This window comes from Streptomyces sp. MK37H, assembly GCF_018035285.1.
Lineage (GTDB): Bacteria > Actinomycetota > Actinomycetes > Streptomycetales > Streptomycetaceae > Streptomyces > Streptomyces endocoffeicus.
In genome coordinates, this window is sequence record NZ_JAAAYH010000014.1 from 13,293 (window position 1) to 39,803 (window position 26,511).

General features: G+C 69.7%; 31 protein-coding genes and 1 pseudogene. 2 read left to right on the plus strand and 30 right to left on the minus strand.

The genetic code is table 11. From position 1 onward, the window contains the following. Positions 1-23 precede the first annotated feature (23 nt). A pseudogene (locus tag GWI24_RS03805) lies at positions 24-179 on the plus strand (GNAT family N-acetyltransferase); the annotation flags it as partial. 73 nt (positions 180-252) lie between these two features. Here the strand turns inward: GWI24_RS03805 and GWI24_RS03810 are convergent. The 9 genes from GWI24_RS03810 to GWI24_RS03850 all read right to left on the minus strand — a co-directional run bounded on the left by GWI24_RS03810 (position 253) and on the right by GWI24_RS03850 (position 7,646). Beyond that, on the minus strand, positions 253-813 hold the full coding sequence (locus GWI24_RS03810; RefSeq protein WP_374103272.1) for a GNAT family N-acetyltransferase: 561 nt from the start codon (positions 811-813) through the stop codon (positions 253-255). After that, on the minus strand, positions 764-1,270 hold the full coding sequence (locus GWI24_RS03815; RefSeq protein WP_210944472.1) for a phage antirepressor KilAC domain-containing protein: 507 nt from the start codon (positions 1,268-1,270) through the stop codon (positions 764-766). The genes GWI24_RS03810 and GWI24_RS03815 overlap by 50 nt, the downstream gene beginning before the upstream one ends. A gap of 703 nt (positions 1,271-1,973) precedes the next feature. Beyond that, a complete protein-coding gene (locus GWI24_RS03820) occupies positions 1,974-3,863 on the minus strand; it encodes an ATP-binding cassette domain-containing protein (protein WP_308343431.1) in 1,890 nt (629 codons plus the stop codon). A 182-nt stretch (positions 3,864-4,045) separates the two neighbouring features. Further along, positions 4,046-4,495 carry a lasso peptide biosynthesis B2 protein gene (locus GWI24_RS03825; RefSeq protein WP_210944473.1) on the minus strand — a complete coding sequence of 150 codons (450 nt, stop codon included), beginning with the start codon at positions 4,493-4,495 and terminating at the stop codon, positions 4,046-4,048. Continuing rightward, positions 4,459-4,749 carry a PqqD family protein gene (locus GWI24_RS03830; protein ID WP_210944474.1) on the minus strand — a complete coding sequence of 97 codons (291 nt, stop codon included), beginning with the start codon at positions 4,747-4,749 and terminating at the stop codon, positions 4,459-4,461. The genes GWI24_RS03825 and GWI24_RS03830 overlap by 37 nt, the downstream gene beginning before the upstream one ends. After that, a complete protein-coding gene (locus GWI24_RS03835) occupies positions 4,743-5,183 on the minus strand; it encodes an asparagine synthase-related protein (RefSeq protein ID WP_210944475.1) in 441 nt (146 codons plus the stop codon). Before GWI24_RS03835 ends, GWI24_RS03830 begins: the two co-directional genes overlap by 7 nt. 164 nt (positions 5,184-5,347) lie before the next feature. After that, positions 5,348-5,521, minus strand: coding sequence for a hypothetical protein (locus GWI24_RS03840; protein ID WP_210944476.1), 174 nt, complete (start codon positions 5,519-5,521; stop codon positions 5,348-5,350). Positions 5,522-5,658: 137 nt separating this feature from the next. Further along, a complete protein-coding gene (locus tag GWI24_RS03845) occupies positions 5,659-6,849 on the minus strand; it encodes a M20 family metallopeptidase (protein WP_210944477.1) in 1,191 nt (396 codons plus the stop codon). Between the two features lie 5 nt (positions 6,850-6,854). Next, entirely contained in the window at positions 6,855-7,646 is a 792-nt protein-coding gene (locus tag GWI24_RS03850; RefSeq protein ID WP_308343432.1) for a helix-turn-helix transcriptional regulator, read from the minus strand. A gap of 996 nt (positions 7,647-8,642) precedes the next feature. Between GWI24_RS03850 and GWI24_RS03855 the strand changes: the two genes are divergently transcribed. Next, positions 8,643-8,975 (plus strand): helix-turn-helix transcriptional regulator, encoded by a 333-nt coding sequence (locus tag GWI24_RS03855; RefSeq protein WP_308343433.1) that lies wholly within the window; start codon positions 8,643-8,645, stop codon positions 8,973-8,975. A 131-nt stretch (positions 8,976-9,106) separates the two neighbouring features. Here GWI24_RS03855 and GWI24_RS03860 read toward each other — a convergent pair whose 3' ends face one another. The 21 genes from GWI24_RS03860 to GWI24_RS03960 all read right to left on the minus strand — a co-directional run bounded on the left by GWI24_RS03860 (position 9,107) and on the right by GWI24_RS03960 (position 26,502). Further along, positions 9,107-9,955 carry a phosphotransferase gene (locus tag GWI24_RS03860; RefSeq protein ID WP_210944479.1) on the minus strand — a complete coding sequence of 283 codons (849 nt, stop codon included), beginning with the start codon at positions 9,953-9,955 and terminating at the stop codon, positions 9,107-9,109. A gap of 299 nt (positions 9,956-10,254) precedes the next feature. Further along, the gene (locus GWI24_RS03865; RefSeq protein ID WP_210944480.1) at positions 10,255-10,398 is read right to left on the minus strand and encodes a hypothetical protein; all 144 of its coding nucleotides are present in this window, start codon (positions 10,396-10,398) and stop codon (positions 10,255-10,257) included. Between the two features lie 250 nt (positions 10,399-10,648). Then, entirely contained in the window at positions 10,649-10,894 is a 246-nt protein-coding gene (locus tag GWI24_RS03870) for a hypothetical protein (RefSeq protein ID WP_210944481.1), read from the minus strand. Further along, positions 10,891-11,502, minus strand: coding sequence for a hypothetical protein (locus GWI24_RS03875; RefSeq protein ID WP_308343435.1), 612 nt, complete (start codon positions 11,500-11,502; stop codon positions 10,891-10,893). The genes GWI24_RS03870 and GWI24_RS03875 overlap by 4 nt, the downstream gene beginning before the upstream one ends. Positions 11,503-11,606: 104 nt before the next feature. After that, on the minus strand, positions 11,607-12,842 hold the full coding sequence (locus GWI24_RS03880; protein ID WP_210944482.1) for a helix-turn-helix transcriptional regulator: 1,236 nt from the start codon (positions 12,840-12,842) through the stop codon (positions 11,607-11,609). Positions 12,843-13,029: 187 nt separating this feature from the next. Next, the gene (locus tag GWI24_RS03885; RefSeq protein WP_210944483.1) at positions 13,030-13,719 is read right to left on the minus strand and encodes a collagen-like protein; all 690 of its coding nucleotides are present in this window, start codon (positions 13,717-13,719) and stop codon (positions 13,030-13,032) included. After that, positions 13,716-13,970, minus strand: coding sequence for a hypothetical protein (locus GWI24_RS03890; protein WP_210944484.1), 255 nt, complete (start codon positions 13,968-13,970; stop codon positions 13,716-13,718). The genes GWI24_RS03885 and GWI24_RS03890 overlap by 4 nt, the downstream gene beginning before the upstream one ends. Positions 13,971-13,978: 8 nt before the next feature. Further along, positions 13,979-14,203, minus strand: coding sequence for a holin (locus tag GWI24_RS03895; protein WP_210944485.1), 225 nt, complete (start codon positions 14,201-14,203; stop codon positions 13,979-13,981). Positions 14,204-14,312: 109 nt separating this feature from the next. Continuing rightward, positions 14,313-15,098 (minus strand): N-acetylmuramoyl-L-alanine amidase, encoded by a 786-nt coding sequence (locus tag GWI24_RS03900; protein WP_210944486.1) that lies wholly within the window; start codon positions 15,096-15,098, stop codon positions 14,313-14,315. A 65-nt stretch (positions 15,099-15,163) separates the two neighbouring features. Next, positions 15,164-16,216, minus strand: a complete 1,053-nt coding sequence (locus GWI24_RS03905) for a hypothetical protein (protein WP_210944487.1) — start codon at positions 16,214-16,216, stop codon at positions 15,164-15,166. Between the two features lie 10 nt (positions 16,217-16,226). Beyond that, positions 16,227-16,631, minus strand: coding sequence for a hypothetical protein (locus GWI24_RS03910; RefSeq protein ID WP_210944488.1), 405 nt, complete (start codon positions 16,629-16,631; stop codon positions 16,227-16,229). Positions 16,632-16,640: 9 nt separating this feature from the next. Continuing rightward, positions 16,641-17,864 (minus strand): poly-gamma-glutamate hydrolase family protein, encoded by a 1,224-nt coding sequence (locus tag GWI24_RS03915; RefSeq protein WP_210944489.1) that lies wholly within the window; start codon positions 17,862-17,864, stop codon positions 16,641-16,643. A gap of 1 nt (position 17,865) precedes the next feature. After that, on the minus strand, positions 17,866-20,592 hold the full coding sequence (locus GWI24_RS03920) for a hypothetical protein (RefSeq protein ID WP_210944490.1): 2,727 nt from the start codon (positions 20,590-20,592) through the stop codon (positions 17,866-17,868). Next, on the minus strand, positions 20,592-23,267 hold the full coding sequence (locus tag GWI24_RS03925) for a phage tail tape measure protein (protein WP_210944491.1): 2,676 nt from the start codon (positions 23,265-23,267) through the stop codon (positions 20,592-20,594). The genes GWI24_RS03920 and GWI24_RS03925 overlap by 1 nt, the downstream gene beginning before the upstream one ends. A gap of 205 nt (positions 23,268-23,472) precedes the next feature. Next, positions 23,473-23,970 (minus strand): hypothetical protein, encoded by a 498-nt coding sequence (locus GWI24_RS03930; protein ID WP_210944492.1) that lies wholly within the window; start codon positions 23,968-23,970, stop codon positions 23,473-23,475. Beyond that, the gene (locus GWI24_RS03935; RefSeq protein WP_210944493.1) at positions 23,970-24,443 is read right to left on the minus strand and encodes a phage tail tube protein; all 474 of its coding nucleotides are present in this window, start codon (positions 24,441-24,443) and stop codon (positions 23,970-23,972) included. The genes GWI24_RS03930 and GWI24_RS03935 overlap by 1 nt, the downstream gene beginning before the upstream one ends. 10 nt (positions 24,444-24,453) lie before the next feature. Then, entirely contained in the window at positions 24,454-24,891 is a 438-nt protein-coding gene (locus tag GWI24_RS03940) for a minor capsid protein (RefSeq protein ID WP_210944494.1), read from the minus strand. Beyond that, positions 24,888-25,232, minus strand: coding sequence for a hypothetical protein (locus GWI24_RS03945; protein ID WP_210944495.1), 345 nt, complete (start codon positions 25,230-25,232; stop codon positions 24,888-24,890). The genes GWI24_RS03940 and GWI24_RS03945 overlap by 4 nt, the downstream gene beginning before the upstream one ends. 11 nt (positions 25,233-25,243) lie before the next feature. Beyond that, positions 25,244-25,561: a hypothetical protein gene (locus GWI24_RS03950; RefSeq protein ID WP_210944496.1), complete on the minus strand. Its 318-nt coding sequence runs from the start codon at positions 25,559-25,561 to the stop codon at positions 25,244-25,246. Beyond that, positions 25,558-25,977: a hypothetical protein gene (locus GWI24_RS03955; RefSeq protein ID WP_247615836.1), complete on the minus strand. Its 420-nt coding sequence runs from the start codon at positions 25,975-25,977 to the stop codon at positions 25,558-25,560. Before GWI24_RS03955 ends, GWI24_RS03950 begins: the two co-directional genes overlap by 4 nt. A 12-nt stretch (positions 25,978-25,989) precedes the next feature. Next, a complete protein-coding gene (locus GWI24_RS03960) occupies positions 25,990-26,502 on the minus strand; it encodes a hypothetical protein (protein WP_210944497.1) in 513 nt (170 codons plus the stop codon). Between the last annotated feature and the right edge of the window lie 9 nt (positions 26,503-26,511).

Below are 26,511 nucleotides of genomic sequence, written 5' to 3' on the forward strand. Positions count from 1 at the left end.
TGCCCCGCACGTTGATGGCAGGGCGGGACGAGGTCCTTGTGGTGCTGCTCGTGGACATCGAACATCCTCGGGTGCAGGCCCTGTACGAGTCCTGGGGCTTCCGCGAGGTGGGGGAGCGCCAACCCTTCCCGGACTCCCCGGTCTGCGCCGTCATGCTCGCGGAGCTGCCGTTGGGCTAGGGCCGTCAGGCGTGGGACCCTCGTCCTCCAATGCCGTTCGTGCCGCTTTGGCTAAGGCAACCAGCCTGCCGCGTCAACCGGTCGGCGTGACCGAGGACCACACGCCGAACCACTGCTCGGCGCCGTACTCCTCGAACCGCTCCACCTCGGTGAACCCCAGCTTCGCCGCGAGGCGCATCGAGCGGTCGTTGGCGGTCTGGGTGCAGAGCACCACCGGCTCGCCGGGAAGCGCGTCGGCGAACCAGCCGAGCGCCGCCGCGCACGCCTCGACGGCGTACCCGCGTCCCCACGCCTCCGGCAGGAACAGGTAGCCGAGCTCGGCCTCCCCGGCATCCACACGGACGTGACCCGGACGCTCCGCGTCGCGCCGGTCGAGCGTGATCGTGCCGATCATCGCTCCGCCGAGATCGATCACGAAAAGACCAGGGCGCCGCCCGGGCACCTCAGGCACCGCGCGTTCGAGCTCAGCACGCGATCGAGGGCCACCGAGGTAGGTACGCACCTCCGGCGATGCGAACAGCTCGGACGGCCGGGCTCTTCTCAAGATCCCGGGTGGCCACCGGCGTGGCCCGACGAAACGGCGCTCAGGCCGCAGCGCGGTTCTGCCAGCGATCAAAGATGAAGTCCGCGCCATCCGTCGTGGCATAGGCGACCTCGTAAGAGACCTTGCCGTTGCTCTCAACCTTGATGCAGAAGTAGTTCGCCTTCTGGTACATGCGCCGCGGCATGTTCTGGTTCGCGCCGAACCTCGAGAGCTGCTTACGGAAGACACCCTCGTCGACGAGCCAGTTCGTCATCTCCTTGACGGGCACGTTCAGCATGTCCGCGATGGCCGTCATGCCGATGAGACCATCCGAGTTCATGAAGCGTTCCCACTTGCTGGCCTTCGGAGCCAACACCTTGTTCTCCGCGACCAGAGCCTTGCTCTCGCGGACCTTGTCCAGGAGGGCGACGAGCGCCTCCTCGTAATCCTGGGGTAGCGATGGGGCGGACGCGGCTGCGATCTCTGCCTTCCGAGTCTGGACCGCGAAGTACGTCTGCGCTGCGGCCACCTCAGGCTTTCGAGGATCTTCGCCGTTCATGGCGACCATGTAGGCGCCATACCGTGTGAGCTTGTAGTTCGAGCGGACGATGTTCGGCGCATTGTTCCTGGCACGACGCGTTCGCGGCGCTGCGAAACGTGCAACTCGGCCGACTGGCCGTTATGGACGATGGCCGTCCGAGCGCGGTTGATGGAATCCTCGAAGCGTTCCCAACGTTGATACCCGAGCAGCGGCATGAGGTCACGTGCAGACCACCACTCGCCGTCTTCGTCCTCCCGGCGAATTCGATCGAACGGACTACGACCCCCGGGGTGCTCACGGCGGGCGGGCACGTTACTGTTGGGGTGTGCCATGGAGCCATTACCTCTTGGTCTTCGCCCTCGGCGGGCCCCTAGCCCGTGCGAGGGCGCACTTCATTTGGGCGACCCGTCGTACACCTGACGGACCGTTGATAAAAACCATACTCCGCGTTTCCGACAGCTTCGGGCCAACGCCCTGACGCCGTGACCTTGACGGATAACGCCGGACACCATGGGACACCACAGGACACCACGGGACACCACGACGTGTGACGCAATCCGCCCCAACGCGGGAAATGGTAGTGGCGTAGATCACATCAAGGTTCGCCAACTCCTTTGCAATAGCTGCCAATCACGGCCTGTCAGAGACGCCGCCGATCGGGAGCGAGCGGTGCCGGGCCGGTCCAGTCTCGCTGACCTGACCTGACCTGACCCGGCCCGGTTGGCCGGGGCTACCGGTCCTCTTGCAGCTTGAGCATCTCGAAGAAGATCGAGGTCGCCCCCCGACTGACGAGATCATCGAAGGTGCCCGTCTCCGCGATGCGCCCTTGGTCGAGGACGATGATGCGGTCGGCGAGCCGGGTGTTGGCCAGCCGATGGGTGACGAACACGGTCGCCCGTCCCTCGGCGAGTGCCCTGAGCCGCGTGTAAATCCGGTGCTCGGCACGGGCGTCGAGCGCGGCGGTCGGCTCGTCCATCACGAGGACGGGAGCGTCGCGATGGAAGGCGCGAGCGACCGCGACGCGCTGCCACTGCCCGCCCGAAAGGTCATGTCCGCCCCACCAGGAACGAGCCAGCGAGGTATCCAGTCCGTGGGGCAGCGCGGCGATGACACTGTCAGCGCCGGCCGCCTCAGCGGCGGCGTGCACGGCGGTGTCGCCCTCCGGGCGGGGCTGGCCGAGGGTGATGTTCTCGCGCGCCGCCAGTGGCCAGCGGGTGTAGTCCTGCGGCACAAGCGCCACCTTGGCGAGCACCCCGGCCGGGTCGGCGTCCGCCAGGTCCACCCCGTCCCACCGTACCGAGCCTGCCGTGGGGAGAAACAGACCGGTCAGGATGCGGGCGAGGGTGCTCTTGCCGGCACCGTTCTCGCCGACCAGGGCGATGACCTCACCGCGCTTGAGGTCCAGGGTGATGCCCTCGAGCACGGGGGTGTCGGCGCCGGGGTAGGTGAAGGAGACGTCCGTGGCGGTGATCACCTGCGGCCCGTCCTCGGCGACCGGGGCCACGCCACGGCGGGTCGTCCACGGCTTGGCCACGGCGAGGAACCGGGCCCAGTCGTCCAGGGACAGCGAGGTGCGGAACAGCTGGGCCCCGGCCCGCACCGTCGTCGCAAGAGCCGCCCCAGAGGTCCGTACCGCCAAGGCTGCGGTCCCCGCGGCCGCAAGCTCCATCCGGCCACTCGCCACCAGGAGCACGAGCACACCCCCAGTCGCAGCAGTGCCAACCGCGGTGAGCGCGTCACCGATCCCCTGCATCACCAGAGCCTGCCGGGTGGCCTTGAGCTGCTCGGCCTCCAGGCGGCCGGAGACAATGCGGTACTGCCGGATGAGGAACCCGGCCATGGTGCCCGCGCGGACCTCGTCGGCGGTGTTCCGCTCAGTGGTGTACGACTGGAACACGTTGCGGAGCCGGGAGTCGGCGAGGTTGCGGTGGTGGGCCGCGTGCTCGATCCGAGCGCCGCGTACGGCGCCCCACGCGCAGGGGACGACGGAGAGGACCAGCAAGGGGAGCATCACCGGGTGCAGAACGGTGACGACCGTCGCCGCAGCGGCCATCTGCGCCGCCGCAGACGTGAGGAGCTGGGCGTCGAGGATGAGGCCACCGGTCTTCTCGACGCCGTCGGAGGCGGCGGCGTGGGCGTCCTCGAAGTCGGGGTCCTCGTACGCCACCAGTTCAGCGGCGGTCGCCGCCGCGATGACCTCAAGGTCAGCCTCCCGCACGGCCTTCGGCGCGAGCCGGGCGGCGGACGCGCGGGCGGTGGCGTCCAGCAGGTAACGGCCGGAGGTAGCGACGGCAACGACCACCATGGCGGTCAGGTTCTCGCGTAGGCCAGCGGCGATGTCGCCTCCGGTGAAGACGGCGGCCAGCACGCGGGTGGTGGCCGCGAGCGCGGTCGCGGTGAGGACGGCGGCGCCGATCTGGCAGGCCAGCAGGGCCAGAGCGGCGTGGCGGTCGGTGCGCCATCCGAGCCGGACCGCCTGAGCGAGGGTGGATGGCAGGCGGCGGGCTATCGCCCGCGCGGACAAATTGACGCTCGCCTCGAAGTGCCGGTCGGAGGCCAGACGCATGACCGGCGGCTGGCCCGCCGTGGCGGCAGGCGAGGAGGGTGCAGAAGGACTCACGCGCCCCATGAAGAGGCCGAACCATACGGCCGGGCAACGGGATTGTCCCGCGCACGCCGCATCGGTGCTGGTTGCTCCGCCCGCCCGTCAGCAGCGCTTCCCGATTTTCACCTGTTCGAGTGAAGCTGTGGTCCGGGGCCGGGGAGGCTGGGGCCCGCCCCGGACCACGGCAGTCGGGGCTGCTACGGCACGGACAGGACGGGCAGCCACGGCCGGTCGACGGCGTCGCCGATGTCCCGACCGACCGCCCCTTCGGGCACCTCGGCCCAGGCGTGCGCGGCGTCGGGCAGGAACCGGGCGCCGAGGACCCATCGGGAGCGGCGGCCGGTGAGGGCGGTGGCGATGACGGTAGCGAGGCTGATCTCCATGCAGGCGATCCGGCCTGGCCACCAGGAAGGGATGACCGCCAGCACCGCGGCGTAGAGGGCCTCGAGGCGGTTAAGGCGCGCGTATGGCAGGCCGCGCAGCAGACGGACGGCGGCGATCTGCCAGCGCAGCGGCCACCGGCTCATCGCCAGGGACAGGGCGAGCGCGACGGCGGCCACCAGGCGGTCGCGCCTCGGGGCGGTGGGCCGGGCGGTCGGGACCATGACCGTCATCGGCGCCACCGCCCCCGCTGGTGCGGTCGGCATGTGTCGATGAGGACGCCGACGGCCATCAGTTCGCCGATGAACGCGGCGATCTGCTCATCGACGGCCCGCGGGTCCTGGCCGGTCGGGACGGCGATCTCGTCGGTGAGCCCGGCGATGCCGCCGCGGATGGTGAGGGCGCGCCAGATCTTCGAAGCGTCCGGATCGAGCATCAGCCACGCTCCGCGCCGGACGTCGAGCACCGCCGTGCCGTACGGGCCCGTGGCGTGATGGACGTGCGGGGCAGGGGTCAGCATGCCGCCACCTCCTCCCTGGTCGTCTGACCGGTGAGCCACCAGCACGTCACGATCAGCTGGTGCAGGTCGGCAATCACCGTGGCGCTCTGCCCTCGGGCCGCCTGAGCCAGCGAGGTACTGACGGCCGCAGGGTCGATCAGCCCGCCATCCGCGAGCGGACTGGAGGCGATCAGCTCGTCGAGCTGGGCCCGGTGCCGGGCGAGTCCGGCGATGCGCTGGGCGGTGAACGAGCCCTTCGAGCGGCGGGAGGTGAGCCAGTCGGGGAGCTGCGGCAGAGCGGCCCGCAGCAGTGGTTTGTACGCGACCAGGCCGCGCCTGGCCAGGGCCGGGACGGCGAAAGAGGCGCGGACGACGGTGTTGTCCAGGTACGGGAATACCGGCGTCACGCCGAGGGCGCGGCCGTAGGGGGCCCAGCCGCGGGCGGAGGCGCCCACGGCCCGCAGGGCGGCCCACTGGTCGAACTCGTCAGCGAGTTCCGGCTGCCGGTCGCGGGAGGACTGGCGGATCCCGTTCCATCTGTTCGCCTCCCCTGTGACGGGCCCGGGGGCCGGCCGCCGAAGCGGCCGGCCCCCGGGGTGCTCGGTGGTGTCCTGGACGGTCAGGGGCTCTCGAAGTAGTTGCTCTTGTCCGAGTCGTTGGCGGTCTGCCTGCCCAGGGTGAGGGTGGCCACCGGGTGGGTGTTGACCTGCGGTGCGAACCGGCTGGTGCGCGGCGCCGGGATGGGCGTGCTCTCCGCGGCGGGCTGGGTGGTGACGGTGATCTGTGCGGCCATGGACGGCCTCCCTTGTCTCCGTGGATGTGGAGGTGGTGCTGCCTCTATGTCACCGCGAGACAAGGCCCGTTCCCAGAGACGGAGTTGGGCGCTTCCTGGGAGTGGATCTGGGAGGAAGTTGGGACGGGCCTGGGACGTCAGCCCCCAAGGAGTTGGAGCACGGCCCGCCGGTAGACGGTGTAGACCTGCGGCAGCTCGGCCAGGTGGGCGCGCTCGTCGATGCCGTGGAGCCCCTCGTACGGCACGCCGAAGCCGGCCGTGGCCGGGATGCCCTCCCCCGCGAGCAGGTTGCCGATGTTCGACGGCCCCGCGGTCTTCGCCCGCACCATCACCCCGGCCTCGGCGGCGGCGTTCAGCAGGGCGGCGGCGGGCTGCTCGCCCTCGGCGAGGCGGAAGGGCGGCCAAGTGGCGACCGGGGTGATCTCGGTGGGCTTCGGGGCGGGCAACTCTGCATCGAGCTCGGCGACGGCCTTGCGGATGAGCGTCTCGGCGTCGTGGGCGTCGAAGGTCGGGGTGGTGCGGATGTCGACGTTGAGGTCGCACCGGTCGGGGGTGACCGAGAAGCCCTGGCCGCCGTGGAAGGACGTGACCGACAGCTTCGGCGGCAGGGGGAAGACCGAGGCGCCGTCGACGCTGGGCAGGTCGGCGGCATCCAGGAGGCGTACGAGGTGCGCGGCCCGGGAGATGGCGCCGACCACGGCCCGACTCGATCCGGAGTGCCCAGATGGGGCGTGGACCGCGACGCTGGCTCGCCACAGGCCCCGACCACCGACCACGACATCGTCCAGCCCGGGGTAGCCGATCATCACCCCGGCCGGGCGAGCCGCAGCGGGGTCGGTGAGGTAGGCGCGGGCGCCGCCGAACCCGCCGGTGTGCTCATCCACGTCCAGGAGCACGGCGAGCCCGCCGTGCAGATCAGCGGCGTGGGACATCAGGTCGGCGGCGATGTGACAGAACATCGCTGCGGCGAGCTTGGAGTCGGCCGCACCCCGGCCGCGCAGCCAGCCGTCCACGATGTCGCCGGAGTCCGGCGGGAAGGACCAGGCGGTCTCGTCGCCGTAGGGGGCGGTGTCCACGCACGCGTCCAGCGTCCACCAGGCGCCCGGTCGGCCGCCGGGGATCTCCACCAGCAGCCCGACCAACTCGCCCGCAGCGTCGTGCAGGCGGCGGTGCGGCAGGCCATGGGCGGTGAGCCAGTCCTCCAGCACGCCCAGGACCGGCCCGTAGTCGTCGATTCCGGCCCGGCTCGGGCGCCGGATCAGCTCCCGGGCCAGCCCGATCACGGATGCCGCGCGGGCCTCGGCCGCCTGCTGAAGGTTGTCGCTCACGCCTCTCACTCGCCTCTTCTAGTTGTGCCGTACGGCAGCCCGCGGACGGCCTCGATCGTCTCCACCGGCCGCGCGGACGCGCACGCCTCCCGCCCATGGTGGACCAGTCCAACGGCCGCCTCCCGGCTGAGTAAGACGCCGCAGTCAAAGCCCTCGGCCCCATGAAAACTGGGCAGCGGCACCACCGCCGCGGTCTCGGAGGCGACGAAGAACCGTTCCAGCGCCTCGGCCTGCTCCACCATCCCGATGTGCAGCGTCTTAACGCCGTTGCGGCGCGCGGACGGATCGCGCAGCTCCAGTAGCCGCAGCAGGTGGTCAGTGAGAGCCCGGTGCCGCGGCTCCCCGTACAGCACCCGGTAGTGCACCAGGTCCGGATGCTGGGCCACGGCCGTCTCGATCGCTGCCAGATACGCCTTCTCCCGGCTGCGGGAACCGATGACCACCAGGTGCTCGCGCGCTCCGGCGGCGACATCCACCATCGCCTCGACCAGGTCGGTCCAGCGGGTGAGCACCTTGACCACCACCGCGGTGCCGGAGGACTCCAGCACGCTGGTGGCCGCCCCGTCCTGGTGGGCAAACAGCACCTCCGGCCGCTCTCGGTACAACTGACAAAGCCCGGCCCGGTTCCGCTTGCCGGTCCGGCGCCGGCCGGACTCCCACGCGCTCATCAGGCTCGCGTCCGACGCGCCTCCGGTGATCGCGTTCAGGGCGTCGGCTGCCTCCTCCAGCGTCATGTTCCGCGCTGCCCTGGCCCGCTTGAGTGCCGAGTCCGTACTGCCGACCACGGCCACGGACACCGCCCCCTCCCCATCGACCGGCATGTGTCCCCGAGTCTTCCCCACGCGCCGGGCGTTCAGCACTTCACCGCTCTCGCGGCATGGGCCGCAACCCAGCGCGAACGACTGGTTGAAGGGGCCTGACGTGCTACCGCCCCGCCGAACTGGCGGGGGCGGTGTCGTCGGCCGAGACGCTGATCGGGTGGGCGCGCCCATGGCCTTGGTGGTGCCGTCTGCGTCCTCGTATCGAGCGGGAAGGATGGCCTCGCACTCGTACCACCAGCGGCCATCCACGGTGCGGGTGCGGCCGGTGACGATGACGTCGAGCTCCTGGCCGTCCGGGAGTGTGGCCCTGGCCCATGGCCCGGCCTTCGATCGCCAATCCGCCATATCCACGGTTCGAATTCTAGTTCGAATGAACGTAAAGGTGCTTTACGGTTTCCATTCCCGCCGTGGGCTTCGGCGAGGCCCTTGAACTGATCAGCTGATCCGGGGTCGCCGAATCGCTCGGTCTGCCACTCGCCGTCTTGGCGCCACTTCACCTGGTAGGTGACGGCGCCGTCCTTCCTTGGGCGTTCCACGATGCTCGTCATGTCCTGAAGTAGGACTGGCCAGGGGAGTTGTGTTCCCATCGTGTTCCCATAATCTTCGAGACGACGAAGGACCGACCTGTTTTCACAGGTCGGTCCTTGATCGTTCAGGGTGAGTAACGGGACTCGAACCAGATCCTTTGCCCCATTGTGACCTGCGGTGATGCTCAAATTCGGGACATACGGGCGAGATTCGATGCTGCTCGATGACACTGGATGACGGTTATGGAGTCTCGGTGGGGGGCGGTTTGGCCCCGGCCAAACGGGTTGGCCGTCTCGTCGGGCTGGCCCACGGGGTGAGTAGCAAACGGCCTTGCCGCAATACGGGTGAGCCCCCGGCCGGGAAGGCCGGGGGCTCGGAGCCCTCCCCCTCGCGCCTGGGGGGCGATGAGGGGGAGGGCCGATCGGGTGACCCGCGTGAGCGGGTGTGAACGCGCAGCGCTGGCGCCTGGATACCTACCGGGCGGTAGAGGTTGCTGCAAGTTTGCGGCAGACAAATGATCACGGTCACCCCGAGCGTTATCAGGTGCCGACCGATCCGCTTCCCGACTGGGTGCTCCAGCAGCGCCGCCGGGTAGGCGACCGCATTCGGGACCTCCGCGAGGAGCGGGAGCTGTCGCAGGAGCAGCTCGCCGAGCTCGCCGGGCTGTCACGTCACACCATCTACCGGATCGAGTTGGCGCAGTACGGCACGAGCATCGATCATCTGGCGCTGATCGCCCGCGCGCTCCGTGTCGAGATCGCTGCCCTATTCAGTTAGGTGCCGTCAGCATCTGCGACTACCTGCGCGTACGCGTTACCGGCAGTACCCGAGAGGCAAAAATCAGTGATCGGCCAGAGGCCCCGCCCGCGCGTCACGAGAGCGACGCACCAACGGAACGCGGCGGCAGACTAGGACGGCTGCTGCACCCTGCGCCGCGGCGCAGGGTTCCGGACGGTCGCCATTCGGTCGTAATCAAGCAGCTGCCGGAACCGTGCATTGCTGGACTCCGCGATTCCCTCCCCAACCGTCGCAGCCCAGTGCCGGCAGGTGGCGTCCACGAACACCCGAACAGCTCGCTCGCTGGCCTGGCGCCAACTCGCGAAGCCGCCCAGCCACGCCAGGGCATCGTCGGGAGACTGCCCGCACTCCATGAGCCGCACCGCGGTGTACGCCGGATCCACCCAGGCCGGGCCAATCGCGGGCATGGCCCAGTCCACGACGTAGGCATCGCCGCCGCAGTCGCCGATCATGATGTTGTGGGGATTGGTGTCCGTGTGCAGCAGATGGTTGCCCTTGAGGTACTCCAGCTCCCCAGGCTCGCAGAACTTCCGAAGCCTCTCCCCGAACTGTGGAACGGGGAAATCCGGAATCCTCAGGTCATGCATGCGCTTCATGGTGACCGTTAGGGCGTCGAGATCCTTCGAGCCGGGGCCCAGGTCCGCATGCCGACCATTGACGTAGACGAAGGCCAGAGCCAACCATCCGCCCGCGTCGAACCGGTAGCGGATCGTGGGGCTGATGCCGCCCACCGTCGCATTGACGCGTTCCTCGCATCGCAGGGCAGCCATCCCCGGCTCGTCCGCGTGGCGGACGCCCTTGAAGAACAGAGGTCCGTTGTAAGCCGTGGTCAAGACCAGTGCGGCGGAACAGTTGAGACCTTCCGCCACCCCCTCTGCCGCGATCACCTTCCCAGTGCGGGCCTCTACGGCAGTGCGCAGCTCGGCCGGAAGGTCGTCCCACTCGACGCGCTCGATCACGTCGTCTCTCCCTTGGATACGGCGGTCGGGGTACCGGTCTCCCGGCACCCCTTCCGGCTTTGGCCGTTTACTGCGTGGCGCCGCACTTACGACAGCGGACCTTGCCGCTCCAGCCCACCCAGTCGTGGTCGCATTCGCTCAGGATATGGCGCACTGCGCGCTCCTCTCATTGGTGTTCTCGGTGTGTGCTGGCCCGTCCGGCGGCTGGCTGTCACCAGAGAGCCGGGCGGGAGTTTGAGGGTGGGCCGCTGGCGCCGTCGTCCGGTACGGGGGCCCGGAACACCAGCGACCCACCCGGTCTATGGGGCCGGGGTGCTCGCGAAGGAGAGCCAGACGGCGAGCACCAGCAGCGCGGGGATCGCAGTGAGCAGCAGGCCCAGCCGGGCGGCGCGGAAGGCGAGGAGCCCGGCCCGCACCGCGAGGGGCTTTCGGCGGTGCCTCATCCGGCGCCTCCCGGACTCCGCCTCTCCCGGCGGGGTGGGGGCGGCTGCTCGCGCCTGACGTGCTTGCACCGGTCCTGCCGCACACCCGTCACTCTGGGATACCGGACTCTGTCGCATGTGGCGCACTGAGACCGCCAGGGCAGATCGGCGCGGCCCGGGTACGGCTCCAGAGGCACGTAGCCAGCCGCACGGATACGCCGCTCGGCCCACTCGGCGCGCTGTCGGGGAGACGACGCCTTCGTCCAGGCGCTCATCCGTGACCACCACCCTGCTGAGCTACACGAGCCTCGCCGCACAGCGGCCGACACACGTACAGTTCCACCTTCTCTTTGGTGACGCCCCCGCAGGTCCACTCGACTGTGCCGAGCAGCTGGTCGGCGTACAGCCGCTGTCCGCACAGGGCGCAGTTCCAGCCCTGCAGTTGGGGCCCGGTCAGGGATTCGGGGTCCGGCAGCGATATGCCCGGGAGCAGGGAGGGCTGTGGGCAGGTCGTCATCGGAGCCGCCCCTCGTGCTCGGCCGCGGCCGCGCTGGTGAGGGTCCGCGGCTGGCGCCTGGTGTAGAGCGGCGCATGCGGGGGGCAGGCGTAGGTGACCTTGCCGACGTCGCTGCGGCCGTCCTCCACGTCGACTGGGATCGGCTCGTCGGTCGGGAGCTTGCAGCGGAAGCAGAGTTGGCGTCCCTCGGGCACGCGGCCGTTCTCGGCGCGGTCGGCCTCGGCCAGTGCCTCCCACAGCTTCCAGGTGTCGGTCAGGTAGTGGTCGGCCGAGAGCGGGACGCGCCAGTGGGTCTCGGGGCCTTCGGTCCAGGAGGCCGGGGGCACGCCGAGATAGGTGCTCTCGTCGGCGAGCTCGGTGAGGACGCGGACTTGCCGCAGGCGCCAGCTCTCAACGGAGCCCACCTTGATCAACCAGTACAGGGGGCCGTGTTTGTCCTGGATGACGGCGCCGGTCTCATCGCCGAGGGCCTTAAGCGCGCGTTCGCCGACGGTCGGGGCGGCCCGCACGGCGTCCCACCATTTACCTGCGGGTAATGCCTCGACGTCCTCGGTGTTCGGCGGTGTCCACGGCGGGACGTCTTGGCGGATATGCGCAGGCACGGGCACCCCCGGCATCATCGGTGATGGGCTGATCACCGACAGTAAGAGGGTGGGGAGGGCCCGGCGGGTACACTCCCTACCCCCTTAACCCGGGGTACAGTTCCTACCCCTCAAGCTGCGACGGACAGCCCCATCTCCTGACGTAGGAACCGAGCGTCGCCCCGCACGGTCGCTGGGCCAGTCTCGGCCAAATCCGCCACAGCGGACCGTGCGAAGATATTGAACCGTGCAGTCTCCGGCGACTCCTCGTGCGCCTTCTTCAGCAGGTGCACCACGGCGACCGGCTCGCGTTGCATGCTGTACGCCCGGGCTGACTCGATCATGTGGAAGCTGCGCCGCGTCGCGGACGGCATCGGCGTCACGTCCACGGCCTCAGCCGATTCAACCGCGGCGCCGCTCCGCACCAAATCCGCGTTCATGGTGATTGCGTAGGCATCGACCATGCCCTGTCCGAAGATGAGATAGGGGTGTGCGTATCCGCTGCCCAGCCGCTTCGCCGTGCTCTCAGCCTGGTCCCAGAACCGCTCCGCATCGCCCTTCCGGCCGATCTTCGCATATGACAGCGACGCTGCCAGCTGAAGGAGGCCCCGGCGCGCGAGATCCTCCGGTGTATCCCCCTGCCGAATCAGATCTGCTGCCTTCATCGCCAGGTCCACGCGTGCCTCGTGCCGCTCACCCGCGTCCCGGAAGACGTGGTTCATGTACCACGCTGCTACGGCGATGGCACGTGGGCTGTCGGCGTCCTGGGCCGCGGTCATGGCTCGGTCGCCGGTCAGCATCACCAGCTCGGGCACAGGCTGGAAGCTGAGGTATAGCTGCGCGAGGTGGTACGTCTCGGCCAGCGCCACCAGTACACGCCGTCGGCCTACCCCCTCGTGGACGCGCGCGGCGTGCCGCAAGTCGGCGAGTAGGTCGGGCAGTACGGCGGCCACGTTTGTCCGGTGCTCCCCGATCCCGTGCCACAGCTGCCATGCCTGGCGGACACGTGCGCGGAGGGAGTCGACGGTTTCCGGCTCCTCGTCGGTGCCATTGAACTGGTAGGTGGTCAGCGCCTCTTTCACGGCGGGGAGGGCGGTGTGAGCGGCCTTGCTGTAGCTGACGGCGGTCAGTCGTTCGTCTCCTGTCAGCTCGGCGAGATCGCGTAGTCCGAGGACATCGGCGAGCCGTAGGAGCAACGGCAGGCGGGGGACGCCGAGGCGTCCTTTCTCGATGGCTTTCACCCACTCGGCGCTGCGTCCGATAAGACCCCCAACGACGGCGCGAGTTTGACCATTCCGCTCGCGGACGCGTTGGACGTTCTGGCCGAACATGGCGTTGGGCCCTGGGGTGTCAGTGTGCTCGGGCATACTTGGCTCCGTTCTGACTCGACACCAGAACGGTACCCGCGGTCGGCTCCGCCGGTACGGGTGAGCGGCCCCCATTTCGGTGGGGGCCGTCGCGCTTCCTTGACACGACGAAAGCCCCCTCGCCCGGCCCGAGGCCAGACGAGGGGGTTAGCCAGGGGCGTGAAATCTTCACGCCCGGAGTTAAGGGTCAGAGTCGGCGTCGATCGGGAGCGAGCGCGGCCGGGGTCGTCGGGCTGTCGGTCGGCTCCGGCTGGGGCTGCGGTGCCCCGGTCCGCCGGCACACCAGCGCATCCGGATCCCAGCTGGGGGCCTGGAGGCTGTACCCATCCGGGCAGGTCTGGCCGTCCTTCCCATCACGGCCGTCGGCTCCGTCCTTCCCGTCCGCGCCCGGCGGCCCCGCAGGCCCCTGCGGGCCAGCCGGGCCAGGCTCACCCTGCGGCCCCTGCTGCCCGGCTGCGCCGTCTGCTCCGTCCGCCCCCGACTGCCCGTCCTTGCCGGGCTGGCCCGTGGCTCCGGGCCTACCCGGCGCCCCGTTGCTCCCGGCCTTGCCCGGGGCCCCGGGGTCGCCTTTCGGGCCCGGGATCGGCACCGGCACCGCGGCCCGGTCCGGGAGATTCTCCACCGCCCGGGTCGGATCCGGCGCCACCGGGGTCTTCCCCGCGCTCTTGATCTGCGTGCGCAGCCGCCGCACATCCGTCGCCAAAGTGCTCACCGCGGTGCCGCGCCGGTCTGCCTCCGCCGCCAGCTGGTCGCCGCGGTGGTCGGCGGATTCGATGCGCGCCCACACCAGCAGCACCGCCCCGGTGATGGCCACCAGCCAGCAGGCGAGCGCGATCGTGCGCCAACGGTGGGCGAGGGCCCTTTGCGTGCGGGTCACGGGCTACCTCCCAGGCGCATGATCTCTGTACGGAGCCGGGTGATCTCGGCCTGGTCGGCGGCCCGTTGAGCGTATGCCTCCGTGAGCTGTAGCCGGAGGCCATCGCGTTCTTCCTGCAGATCGTTGGTCAGGCTCGAATACCCGTTGAGGGCGTTCTCGCCGCGCTTCCCGATGGCAGTCACCACCGCCGTCGCCAGTCCGCCGGCACCGACGAGCAGGGCGCCGAGCGCGCCGATGGTGGTGGCGTCCAACGGTCCTCCTACAGCTGGGAGATACGCGAGGTGTGGCGGGCCTGCCAGCCGGACAGGAACGTCACCACCGGCGGCCCGGCCGCGATGACGATCGCCTGCAGCCAGGCGGGCAGCGGGGCCAGCAGCTCGGCGTCGCCGTTGAGGTCATTGAGGACAGCGAGGACCAGGGCGATCACGAAGGTGCTGGCCGTCGCGGCCTTCACCTTCGCCTCGATGGGCGGTGACTGTGCCATGAGGGTTCTCCGTTTCTGCAGGTGGGCACGTCTTCCCGGCGCCGGGAAGACGCAGGCCAGCGGGCTGGACCTGTGTTACGCAGGCCCAGGTCCCCGGGCTCTGGAGCTGTCAGCGCTTGGGGAGCTTGAGCTTCTGGCCAGGGGTGAGCTTGTCGGCGTCGGCGAGCTTGTTGAGCTTCGCGATCTCGCGCCAGCGGTTGCCGTCGCCGAGCTTGCTGGCGGCGATAGACCACAGGGTGTCGCCCTTGCCGACCGTGTACGTACCGGCGGTCGAGCCGCCGGGCTTGATCTTCAGCCGCTTCGCGATCCGGTCACGCATGCCCGGCATACCGAACCCCTTGGGGTCGATCTTGTCCCGGCTCCACTCCAGGTGACCGATCACCGACTTGGCGCCCCACTCGTGCGCCCGGCAGATCGCGCTCCCGACGCGCTCGATCGCCTCGAGCTGGGCCTCGGTCCAAGGGTCCTTGCCGTTGCCGAGGTTGATGCACTCGAAGCCGTAGAAGTGGGCGTTCCCGTCGACACCGTCGAGGTTGCCCTTCTTCGGCGCGGGCGGCCGATCGCCGTACCGCTCCTCGACCACGCGCTCCAGCACGACGGGGTCCCCGCCGCCCGCGTGGTTGGCGCGCCCGTACCCGACGAGGTGCACGACCCCGTCCTTGTCGATGACGCCGTGACACAGCGGGCCGGGCAGCGACGAGTATCCGTTGCGGCAGATGTCGACGGACGCCTTCGTGCCGGATGTCACGGTGTGATGGATCATGACGCCGTTCATGGGCCCCCACGGGCCTTTCGAGTTGCGGTTGTGGTGTCGCCAGTCGCCGACCTCGACGACCTTCACTCCCTCGCGTTTCAGGGCGGCGAGGAACTCGGCGGCGGACAGGGGTGTAGCCATACAGAACTCCTGGGCATGCAAAACGCCCCGGCCGGACGGCGCGGGGCGGGCGTGGTGCGGGCGGGTCAGGCCGTGGTGCTGTCGGTCACCAGGCCGAGGGTGGAGAGCGCGGTGAGCAGGGACGCCAGAGCGGCATTGCCACCTCTGGACCCGGTGACCGTGGGCTTGCTGGCGGCAGTGGCGCCGTAGAAACCGAGCGTGGTGCCGAGGTGCCGGAACATCAGCGACACGATCACGGCATCATCGGTGGTCCACTCGTTCGCAGCGCTCCGACGCCAGTTGACATCCCGGCTAACGTTCCCCGGTCCAGCCTCGAGGGTGCCGCTCGCGAGGATGCGCCACCGGTCGAACGCGTCGCCGCTGACGCCGCCGCCGAAGGCCGGGGTGGTCGCGGTGGCGACGTTGTTGGTGACGGAGCCCGTCATGGTCCCGCCGGTCAGGAGCAGGTACCGCAGGTCCGCCAGGGCCTGCGTGAGGGCGCCGATGTCCGCCGGGGCGAGGACGTCCGACCCACCGATCGCGTGGCTGCTCTTGTGGGCGGTAGGAGTGCGCGCGTCCCCCAGCCTGGGGTCCGTCAACGGCACGTACCGCCCGGCGGCGTCCAGCCGGTCACCGTGCGGGTCCGTGGCCGCAACGTGCGCGCTCACCGCGGCGCTCGCCGTCCCGGCCGGGTCCGCCCCGACGTTCGCAGCGGTCAGCGGCACATCGCCCGTCGCCGGGTCTGGCTCGACCCCGGCCACGGTCAGCGCGTACTGGATCAGCGTGGGGAGCACATCGACAGTCGCCCGCTCGGGCAGGTCGATGCCGTCGGCCGCATCCGAGGCGAGCACCTCGATGGAGAACGCCGTCTCCGGCGGAAGCCACGTTCCGTCGTCCGCACGGACCATGCGCACCGCCGAATACGTCAGCCCCTCCGGCTCCGTACCCGCATCATCCCCAGCGGCCAGCCGTACGGTGCAGTGGCCGGTGTCGTCGTAGACACCGACGACGGGCTTCACGGCCTGCGCCGTCGTGCCATTGCGAATCGGCCCGGACGGCAGATAGACCGTGTGGCCGCGCGCCGGCTGCTCGTTGGGGCCCAAGACGTGGTCCCGGACCTCGACATACGTCAGTGCCACATCAGCCTCCTCATCTGGCGAATGTCCAGGTCCAGCGCATGCTCGACCCCGAGGTGACCGAAGCCCCTGGAATCCACGTCAGCCACTGGCACGACCCGTCGGGTTGGATGCGCATCGAGCCGTCACCAATACCGGTCGAACAGCTCACGTAGACGGAGTCCCGTGGCCGCCAGTCGTCGGCCACGGTGCAGAGCTCAAGGTCCGGCGTGATATTGCCGCTGGTGCCGCCGGGGTTGGTGATGTCGGCGCCGCTGCGTTGCACGACGACGTTGGCGATCCGTACGCCGCTGACGATGTCCAGCGTCTGGAGCGTGACCACCCAGCCGCTGGCAGCGGTGACACCGGTGGTGATGGTGGTCGGAGTGGGGTTGTTCAGGCCGTCGGCGTCGATGATCTGGCCTGGCTGCCAGGTCATAGGGCCTCCTTACAGGGCGACGATGGCGGGTTGGGCCAACTGCACCGGCGCGCCGGGCCCATGGGTCTTGACGATGCCGTTCACGGAACGGGTGACGGTCATCCGCTGTGGGGTGAGCTGCTGGAACCCGTCGTAGGACGCGACGACCGGCAGGGTGTTGGTATTCGCAGACGACAGGATCGAGCGGGTGCCGATCGCCCCGGCCGCTGTGAGGCTGGTGTCGGTGGTGGTGACCGCCCAGTCCGGTGGCTCTGCCGTGCCGTCCTGCCAGATCCTCGCCCGCAGAGTGCTGCCGGTGATCTGGAACCGGACCCAGAACATGCGGCCAGCGGCGTGGACCAGGCCGACGGTGTTGGAGGCCGTCGCGAGCAGGGATTCCGTACCCGACACCCGTTTCCGCAGGGTAAGGGTGAGGGTCTGGTCGGTGTTGCACGCGATCCGGGCCAGATAGCAATTGTTGGTGTCCTGTACCCGGCCAGCGAGGTGCAGGAAGTGGGGGCCGCCGACCGCGAGTTTGTCGGTGCCCATGGCGGCGACGATGTCCAGGTCCGGCGATGCCCACGGGATGGTGGTCCACCGGCTGACGTTGATGCTGCCCTGGGAGACCATGCCCTGGTTGTTGTAGGCGGACAGGACCGCGTTGGCGTAGGCGTAGAAGGTGGGCGTGCGCTGTCCGGAGTCGCGCATCGTTCGGCTGAGATCGCCGCCCGGGAAGAACGAGGCCCGCAGCGCGTTGGACATCTCCAGCTGCACCCCAGCGCCGAGGAGCGTCTTGTTGGCGATGTTGTCCAGGTCGTTCCCGTTGATCTCCTGCGCGGCAGTGACCACCCTGAACCCGGCCCGGGTGAGCGCGTCACCGATCCGGGCCGCGGTGTCGGTGTCGAGCCCGCCCAATGAGGTCTCCGGCACGCCGGCCGCGCCGGTGTAGCCGTGGAATGAGAGGCATCTCCGGGCGTTGAAGACGATGCCCTGGCAGATCGGCTCGTCGAAGTTCGTCGAGGTGACGTGCAGATCAAAATTCCCCGTGGCCTTGATGCCAGCGAACTCGTAGTGGGCCATCTTGCCCGCGGCGACGTAGCGGGCCATCTCGCCCGATCCGGCCTCGATGCCGCCGCCATGGATGGCGATGCTGCACCATGTCGCGCTGGCCACCGGCACGCTGCGTCGCTCGTACGACACGCCTTCCACCTCGTGGGCGGCGAGATCGGTGTACGAGGAGTAGAGGTCCGGCACGTCATGCCCCCTGGACGCTGTAGTCGGAGATACTGCCGCCCGTCAGGGTCCAGGTCTCGCCGGTGTCCGTGGTGCCCCAGCCGCCGGTGATGGTGCGGTCGAACCGGTCGGCGACGGCGCCCGTGATCCGGGCGACGGTCATGATCTCCCCTCCGATGCGGACGTCCAGGGGGCAATCGGCGGGGTTGGTCGTCCACAGCGTGCCGTCGACCGCCAGCGACAGCGTGGTGTCGTCAGCGTCCACCGCAGCGGCCAGCTCGGTGCCGTCGGTGGCCACGCGGCCGAACTGGGGGGCGTCGGTGCGCGCCACAAGCCACGGGCGCCCCGGCGTGCAGTTGAAGACGATGTCCCACTTGTTCGGCAGGAAGACCTCGGTGTAGCCCTGCGCCAACAGGTCGATCATCTCTGGGGGGAGCCACGGAGGGGGGTTGGCGACCGTGATGCGGTCCCCCTCCACCACGGCCGCGGCCGCCTCACGCATTTCCGGAGTGGCTTTGGCCATGTCGACATGCACGCTCGGATACCGGATCTCATCCTGCGTCCCCAACCACAGCCGCCAGTTGGCAATGGGCTCGGCCTGATCGTCGTCGGCCAGGGACAGGCTCACGGACTCGTCGTACACGCCCACACCAGCGGGCGGGGACGCAGTGGACAGCGGGCCCTCCTCGAGGACCGCGCGAGCGCTGGAACCGCCGATCCGCGACACCGTGATGTCGTTGCGCACGCCCGCGTCATCGTCCTGGGGGTCCAGCGGCGGCGCCAAGCCAGGCCCCTGGTAGTCCAGCTCCAAGGTCGGCGGCTGGTTGTAGAGGCTGTTCCGCACCCGATACCGCAACGCGAGCCGATCACGCTGCTCGCCGAGGATCCCCCCGTCAGTGTCGGCCGCCTGGCCGAGCAGATCGAGCAGGGTATCCGGGCGCTGGGGCCCCATGCCGAGGGTGTCCTCCCCGGCACCGGCGAGAGTGACCGGCACTCCCTCCTCTTGTGTGAGGCGGAGGGTGCGGGCTCCTGCCGTCTCGTTCGTGAAACCGTGGTCGGCGAAGTCGTAGACGGAGGTGGTGAGGGCGCCCAGGACGGACAGGTGACCCATGGACAGGGAGAGCTGGTCCAGTCCTGTGCCCGGGGCGGAGGAGACGGCGGTGACGTGCCCGGCGGTGACGGGCAGGGTGGTCGAAACGAAGAACCCACCTCCACCGATAGTGACCCATTGGCAGGTGAACGTGGTTGATCCGCCGGTCGTCTGTGCCCGCATCTGGAGCCGATTCCAGCTTTGGGTGAAGTCGGTCGTCGGGCCGATCGTGAAGATCTGGGTGGTGGAAGAGCTGTCGCCGGAGACGCTGATGCCGTACACGCGGAGGTTGTCCGGCCGAATCTCAAGCTGAATCCTCGTGTAGGAGCCGGTGGTGCGCAGTTCGAGGAGGGTGGTGGGTGTCGTCGGGTAGCCGGAGAGGTAGTACACGTACTCGACGTGCCAGACCCCGTCCGGACCCTGCGGCACGCGGCCGCTGAGCGTGCTGGTGGTGCCGATTTTGGGGAGTGGGGAGGAACCGGGCAGCGTGTCGTCTGCGGCGAACTCCACACCGGTGACGGCCATGGGCACCACGCCCGGCAGGGGGCTGTAGGCCCGGGTGGCGTCCCGGTCTTCCTCCATCGGCCAGTAGGCCAGCAGATTGGGATCGGTCGGGATGCGGCGGCGCAGGGTGGAATCCAGTGCTTTCACGCCCTGGCCGAGGCGGCGCAGGATGCCGGAGGCTTCCAGCGGGACCCACACGTCTTGCCCGGCCACGCCCCAGCGGGACGGCCAGCTGCTCACCTCGCCCACGAACCGGATGAGCCGGTCGGAGATCTCGGCAGTGCCCTGGAGCGTCCAGGTGTGGCCCACGGCATCGGTGAACGAGGTCGTCCCGGGCGTCAGCGTGGTGCAATCCGGGGCCGCCACCACCGTGCCGTCGATGCCGGAGCGGACCTCGAACCGGTAGCCGCTGCCGGTGAAGGGGACGCGCGGCGGGGTGGTGCTGGGGTCCGGGCTGCCGATTCGCAGCGGCACGGTGCTCGCGAAGATGCTCGTCGTCCCGGCCTGGATGACGGGGTCACCGATCTGCGTCCACGGCCCCGCCATAGAGGCGGCCCAGAAGAACGTGACCGTCCTGCCCCCGGCCCCGTTGTCCGCGTCCAGCGTGGCCCGGACGCAGGCGCGGTCGGGGAGAGTGGGCACGGGAACGGCGGCCACCAGACTCGCGACCCCGTCCGGGGACCAGCTGAGTTGGAGCTGCTGGTCAAAGACGCGCAGGGCGTATGAGCGCTGGGCCGATCCCCCGTCCCATTTGCCGATCAGCGTCTGGTTGAGATCGCCCGCCGTCCAGTCGATCTCGACCTCTGCCCGCAGATCGATATCCCCGACGATGTCCAGCGGCGCGGCATCCGGTGTGTTCACCGTCCCCGAAACGGAGCCGTCGAGGACCAGCCGCGGCGTGGACCCCGCCACGCTTACCCGGAGTGGGGTGTTGCGGCCGATCAGCCCGTAGTAGGGCGACATGGGGTTTCGGGGCGAGTAGCGGCCGTCCTTGTTGTTCAGGCCCAGCTGGCAGCGCGCCGGGTCCGTACGCACTGCCTCGTCCGCGCGTCCGCGCGTGATGGTGACCTGCTGTCGCCGGGTGAACGTGTCGGCCGTGACGTCGGTCCAGACACCGCCCGCCTGGATCTCCACCCGAAGGTCAGGGAACGCCATCAGGAACCTCCGAATGCAACCTGCACGTTGCCGCGCCCCTGGACACGGACCGTCTTGCGAAGCCAGCGGGTCAGATCGTCGCCCCCACCGGAAGCGTCCACGACCACACGCACGACCGGGGTCTGCTGCTGGGCGGCGGCCCCGCCCGTCTGCGCGCCGGGCGCGCCCGCGCGCGGAGCAGTGAGAGCGGCCGTGCCGCCCTGCCCCACCGTCAGCTCCGGCGCCGAGCCGGTGAGGGCGTCCTGCCCGGCCTGCGCCACCCGGGCCATGGCCGCGGTGACGGCGCCTTGCTGCTGGGTAATGCCCTGCGCGAAGCCGCCGATCAGCGCCCGGCCCGAGTAGGTGGTGTAGCCGCGGCCCGAGAACGGGCCCTCCTTCGCCGGGGAGAACGGGAGCAAATTCCTCGCCTTGCTCAGCACGCCGCCGACGGCGTCAGCGACCTTGCCCGCCATGGCCTTGATGCCGCCGATGAAGCCCTTGATCAGCGCCACACCGGAGTCCCACAGTTTGCCGCCCAGGTTGCCCAGCGCGGCCTTCGCCCGGCCGGGCAGACCGCGCACCCAGTTGATCGCGTCGGCGATCTTGCTGCGGATCGCCGACACCATCCGGCCCCCCGCAGCCGACACAGTGCTCCACAACCGGCCGCCGAGCGACGAGATAGCCCCGACCACCCGGCCGGGGAAGCCCTTCAGCCATGACAGCGCGGCGTTGAACTTGGCCACGGCCGCGTCTTTCGCCTGCCCGAACCAGCGCGCGATCTTGCCGGGGATCTGGGCGAGCCAGTTGACCGCGGCGAGGATGCCGTCCACCGCCGTGCCGATCCACCCCTTGATCGCGGTCCAGGCCGCGAGCGTGGCCGCCTTGACGGTGTCCCATTTCGCGATGATCAGCGCCACCAGCGCGGTCACGGTCAGGATGATCCAGCCGATCGGCCCCATCGCGACCAGCCACTGAGCCGCCATCGTCGCAGCCCACACGATCGCCCGGGCGGCCATCAGAGCGAACTGCGCGACCGTCGTGGCGGCGACGCGCAGCATCGACACCAGCCACGTCGCCGTCATCCGCGCCGCGCTCGCCGCCCACACGGCCGCCGTACGCGCCGCCGACGCGACCGCCGCCGCAGCAATCCGGGCACCCTGCAACACCGCCGCCCCCGCCATGCGAACCCAAGCGGCCACCACACGCCCAGCTGCCAGCGCATGCCGGCCAGCGGACGCGACAGCCGCAGCACCAGAGCGAACCCACCCCGCCACAACCTGGGCCGAGCGCACCGTGGCCGCCACGCCCATCAGGACCAGAGCGGGGATCAGCACGCCGGTGATGACCGCCCCGACCACCCTGAACGTGCCCGAGTGATCGCGGATGTAGCCGAACATCTTCGTGAGGGCAGGGATGACCGTCCCTCCGAGGAAAGTCACCAGGCCCTGCATCGCCCTGCGCTTGAACTGCTCGACCTTCACTCCGGCGTTGTCTCGGAGGCTGTTGCCCATGCGGTCGGCTGCGCCGCCGACCTTGCCGAGCGAGTCCGCAGCCTTCGACGGGTCGAGAGCGAAGAGGGCTTTCTGGGTGTCTTCCGCTTTCGTGCCGAAGAGGGCAAGGGCGATCTGGGCGCGGTCGGTTGGGCTCTTGACCTTCCGCATCCCATCGAAGACCTGATCGAGCGCCCGCTTGGCTGCGGGCCCACCCTTGGTGAACGCGGCCTGCATGTCCTTGCCGGACAGACCGATCTTCTTGAACGCGGCGTCCACGTCCTTCCCGCCGCCCTGTGTGATCAGCACGAACTCCTTCAGCGAGTCCGCGACCACGTCCGTGTCCCTCGCGCCCGCCTTCATGCCCTGGGAGAGCAGCCCGGTGGCGTCGGTCGCCGAGATCCCCATCTGCCGGAAGATCGTGGAGTACTCGTTGAACGTATCGGCGATGTCGTCGGCCCGCGGGCCCATCTTCTGGAGCCCAACGGTGAGCGCGTCGACCGCCTCAGTGCCGTCTTTGGCCAGGCCCGTTTTGATCATCTGGCCCACGGCGTTCGCGGTCTGCCCCAAGTCCAGCTCGAAGGTGCTCGCCAGATCAGACACGTTGGTGGCGATGCTCTTGATCTGCGCGTTCGTCGCGTCCGGCGGCGCGATACCCGCCCTCATGACCGCACTGATCGCGTCCGCCGCGCCCTGAAAGTCCTCGGTGACCGCGTCCGCGTACATCTGCCCGGCGATCTGCCCGTACCGCTGCGCCACAGCCGGTGTCGCCCCGAGCTGGGCGCCGAGGCGGCCGGTGATCTGGCTCTGCTCCATGAGCTGCCCGAAGCCCTCTACCAGCGCCCCGCCGATCGCGGCACCGGCGCCGACCGCGGCGAGCTTGAGGCGGCCCATCATGCCGGTGGCCTCTTGCTCTGCGTCGTCCGCGCCGTCCCGTGTGCCATCGGCCAGGCCGTCGCCGAAGATGTTCCCAGCCTGGCGGCCAGCGGTAGCGAACCGGCCGCGAGCATCCCGGAGTCGGCCGTCGGCGCCGCGGGTGATGCCGTCGCCGATGGCCTGTCCGGCGGCCTGCCCGGCGCGGTCGCCGTCTGCAGTCATCTGGCCTCGGAGCCGGGTCATGGCCTGCCCAGTCCGGCTGACACCACGGTCGACATCACGGACGTCGAGGCTGACGTACCCGGTCAGCTCGCCGATGGTGAGGCCCATTTACGCCCTCCCTTAGGGATCTTGTCGTCGGGGGGTGCGAAGTGCCGGGCCAGGCGGCTATCGGCGGAGAGGAGGCCGAGGACGCGGATGCGCAGCCACCGCCAGGACCGCTCGCGGAGGATGCCGGGCGCGCCGGTGTCAATGCCGTAGACCTCGTGCAGGTCAGCCTCGATGAGGGGCCACTGCTCCAGCAGCAGCCCCCACGTCAGGTCTTCCCGCCCTTGCGGCCGCTCGCGGTAGCCCTGCGGCCGCTCGTACCACTCGTAGAGCCCCGTGACCGGGTCTTGCTCGCCGTACCCGATCCACTCTTCTTCTGGGCGCGGCGAGTCTCCCGATTCGGGGCCAGGAGAGAAGGGTCTCCCTTCGACCTCCAGTACTTCTCAGCGGTTTCCACACCGCTGACGATCCAGAACATCGCCGTGAGCCCGGCGTGCCGTAGCTGCACCCAGTCGACCTCGGCGAGGAGTTCGTCATAGACCGGGCCGAGGCACAGCTGGAACAGGTCGATCTCCTCCTCGTCGTCGAGGAGGGTGGTGTCGACTGCCTCGCCGCCGGACTGGAGCCGGGCGGCGAGCGTGGTGATTCGCTGCACCCGTAGGCCGTCCTCGGCTGACGGGGAGGGGATGACGTACTCCCTGTCCCCGATGGGCAGCGTGAGGGTGTCGTCGAACAGCTCGTCGAGAGCCTCGAACCTGGCGCCCATCAGGCCGCCAGGGGGTTGGTGATCTGCGCCAGCGGGCCGTTGCCGGTGAAGGTGACCTCGACCTGGTCGAGGTCGTTCTTGTTGCCGCCGGACGGGGCCCACTCGGCCAACGCCGAGCCCTCGTATGCCTCGGGCAGCCCGTTGCGGTCCATCCACCGGATGGGGATCTCGCTGTCGACGCCCCAGCCGAACGCCGTAGCTCGGATCTTCTCGTGGACCGGGTTGTAGACCGTGGAGTCGGCAGACGTCTTGCGGTTGAACGTGACGGTGACGCTCCAGCCCTGGCCGGTCTTGGTGTTGCCGTCCCAGCCGTCATCGTCGTACGTCCCGCTGTCCTCCAAGTTGGGAGGCGCTTCCCACTGGAACTCTGTCACGGCCGGGCACAGCTGCCAGTCCGGCGTCGTCTCAGTGCCCATGTTGGCTTCGAGCCGCCACCGGCGGGCGAGGGCAGTCACAGGGGTGGGGGTGCTCATCGCATCCTCCTCATGTCTCGATCAGGTTCGGTGCGAGCCGGGTGGCGCGCAGGTAGTAGTTGGCGGTCATCTCCTGCCGATCCCGGGAGTCCTTGCCGATCCAGCCGCCGGACTGGCGCCACATGATCTCGACGTGGATGCCGCCGATCTCGGTGTGCTCGCGCTCGTGGAGCAGCTCGTACACGGCGTCCTCGCGGGCGATGACCGCACGGGGGTCGGCCCCGGCCCGGAACCGGAACTGCACCCCCGTGACCACGTCGGTGGTGCCGCTGGTGTCGTCCACCGGGTACGGGGTGATGGCGATGATCTGTTCCGGGGTGTCCGGCACCGCCGTGATCGTGATGCCGACCTCGTCCGCGGTGTAGACGCCGGAGTCCCGGTAGACCCCGATGCCCGTGTCGGAGATGAAGCGAGCGAGCCCGCCGAGGAGATCGGTGGTCCAGCTCATAGGGCCCGCCGGATCTGCGCGGCGACGACGTCGAGCACGTCACCGGCCGAGTCGTTGAGCGCGGATTCGAGGTACTTCGGCCGTCGACCCGGCGCGTGCCGCCACGTCATTTCTTCGTGTTGCCTCGCCGCGTAGGGCGTGTCGTAGCTGACCGCCGCGAGCAGTTCGCCCTCGTCCACCGACGCGGTACCGGAGCGCTGTAGGGCCGCCTCGTCCAGCGGCACCCGCTCGTTGGACACGCTCAGCACCAGCTCGGCGCCGAGGAACAGACCGCGGCCCGCAGCCTCACGCACGGCGGCGGTGACCTGCGGGCCGTTGAAGGTCAGGCGTGCACGGGGCATCGCGGGGCCTCCTACTCCATCTGGACTTCAAGGTGATCCGGGGTCGCCAGGCCGCCGCCGTCTCGCCGGAGCGCATTGATGACGACCGTGCGCCGACCGTCCGGCAGCGTGACCCGCGACCCGGACGGCGCCACCGTGGCGAGCGGGCAGTACGCGGTGCTGCTGCTCGTAGTGTCCGCCCCGTCCGCCGCCCGCACGAGGCGGGTCTGCTCGTCGAGGAAGCACCGCACCGTGACCGGCTCGCCGTAGACATCGCCGTACGCGCCGCTGCCCTCGTAGGCCTCCACCGTGATGCGGTGCCGTAGCAGCCAGCCCGGGATCGCGCTCACCAGCTGCACACCGCCCCGAGCCGGAAGACGTCCGGGGTCAGGTCCGGCGACTGGAGCTCGTCGGCCACCTGCGGGGCGATCTGCCGCGCCGCCGAATCCGCGCCGGACACCGAGGTGACCGAGCGGCCGAGGTTCACCGAGCCGATCGCCACCGAGCCCCAGCCGACGCCGGCCGCGCCGATGCTGTCGCCCACCTCGCCCCACCACTGCACTTGAGCGCACACCGCCCGCCGGATCGCCTCCAGCACCAGCGGGTTGGTGGGCATGCCATCGCTGTCGACGTCGTACCAGCAGAACCGGAGCACCTGGGCCTCCAGCATCGCCGTCGCGCGGGTGAGCAGCTGGTCGACGTCGGCGGGCGGGGCCTGCCCGGTGTAGTCCTGGAAGTCGGCCGCTGTGGCGTAGATCCTGGCCACCGGGCATCCCCCTTATGCGCTCGCGCCGATGAGGACGACGTCGTACGTGACCGACGTGCCGGCGCCGCTGTTGGCGATGTGCAGCAGGTCGGCGGTCCCGGCCGTGACCGCATAGCCGGTGGCGTCGGTACCCCCAGCCATGAGCGCCAGAGTGGCGCCGGGCCGTACGGTCACGGTGTGCGTGGCGCCGCCGACCCACGACACGAAGCCGTTACTGCTCGCGCCGCCGACGATGACGTTGTTCGTGTTCGCCGCCAACGCGCTGATGACCAGACCCTTGATGCGGGCGAAGGTGATCGAGCCCCCGAAGGCGTCCAGAAGCACGCCCGCCAGGTCGAGATCCTCGCTCGCGGACGCGGCCAGCGTGCGCCGGTCGGAGAACACCTTGTCCGCCTTGCCCGCCCCGGTGCCAGAGGCCAGGGAGACGGCTCGTCGCAGGCTCAGCGGCGCCGACGCCGTTCCCAGGTCCAGGGTGCTGGTCAGTTCGGCGGAGGCCGATACGGAGATGCTGCTCGACAATCCCATGCCTTGCCT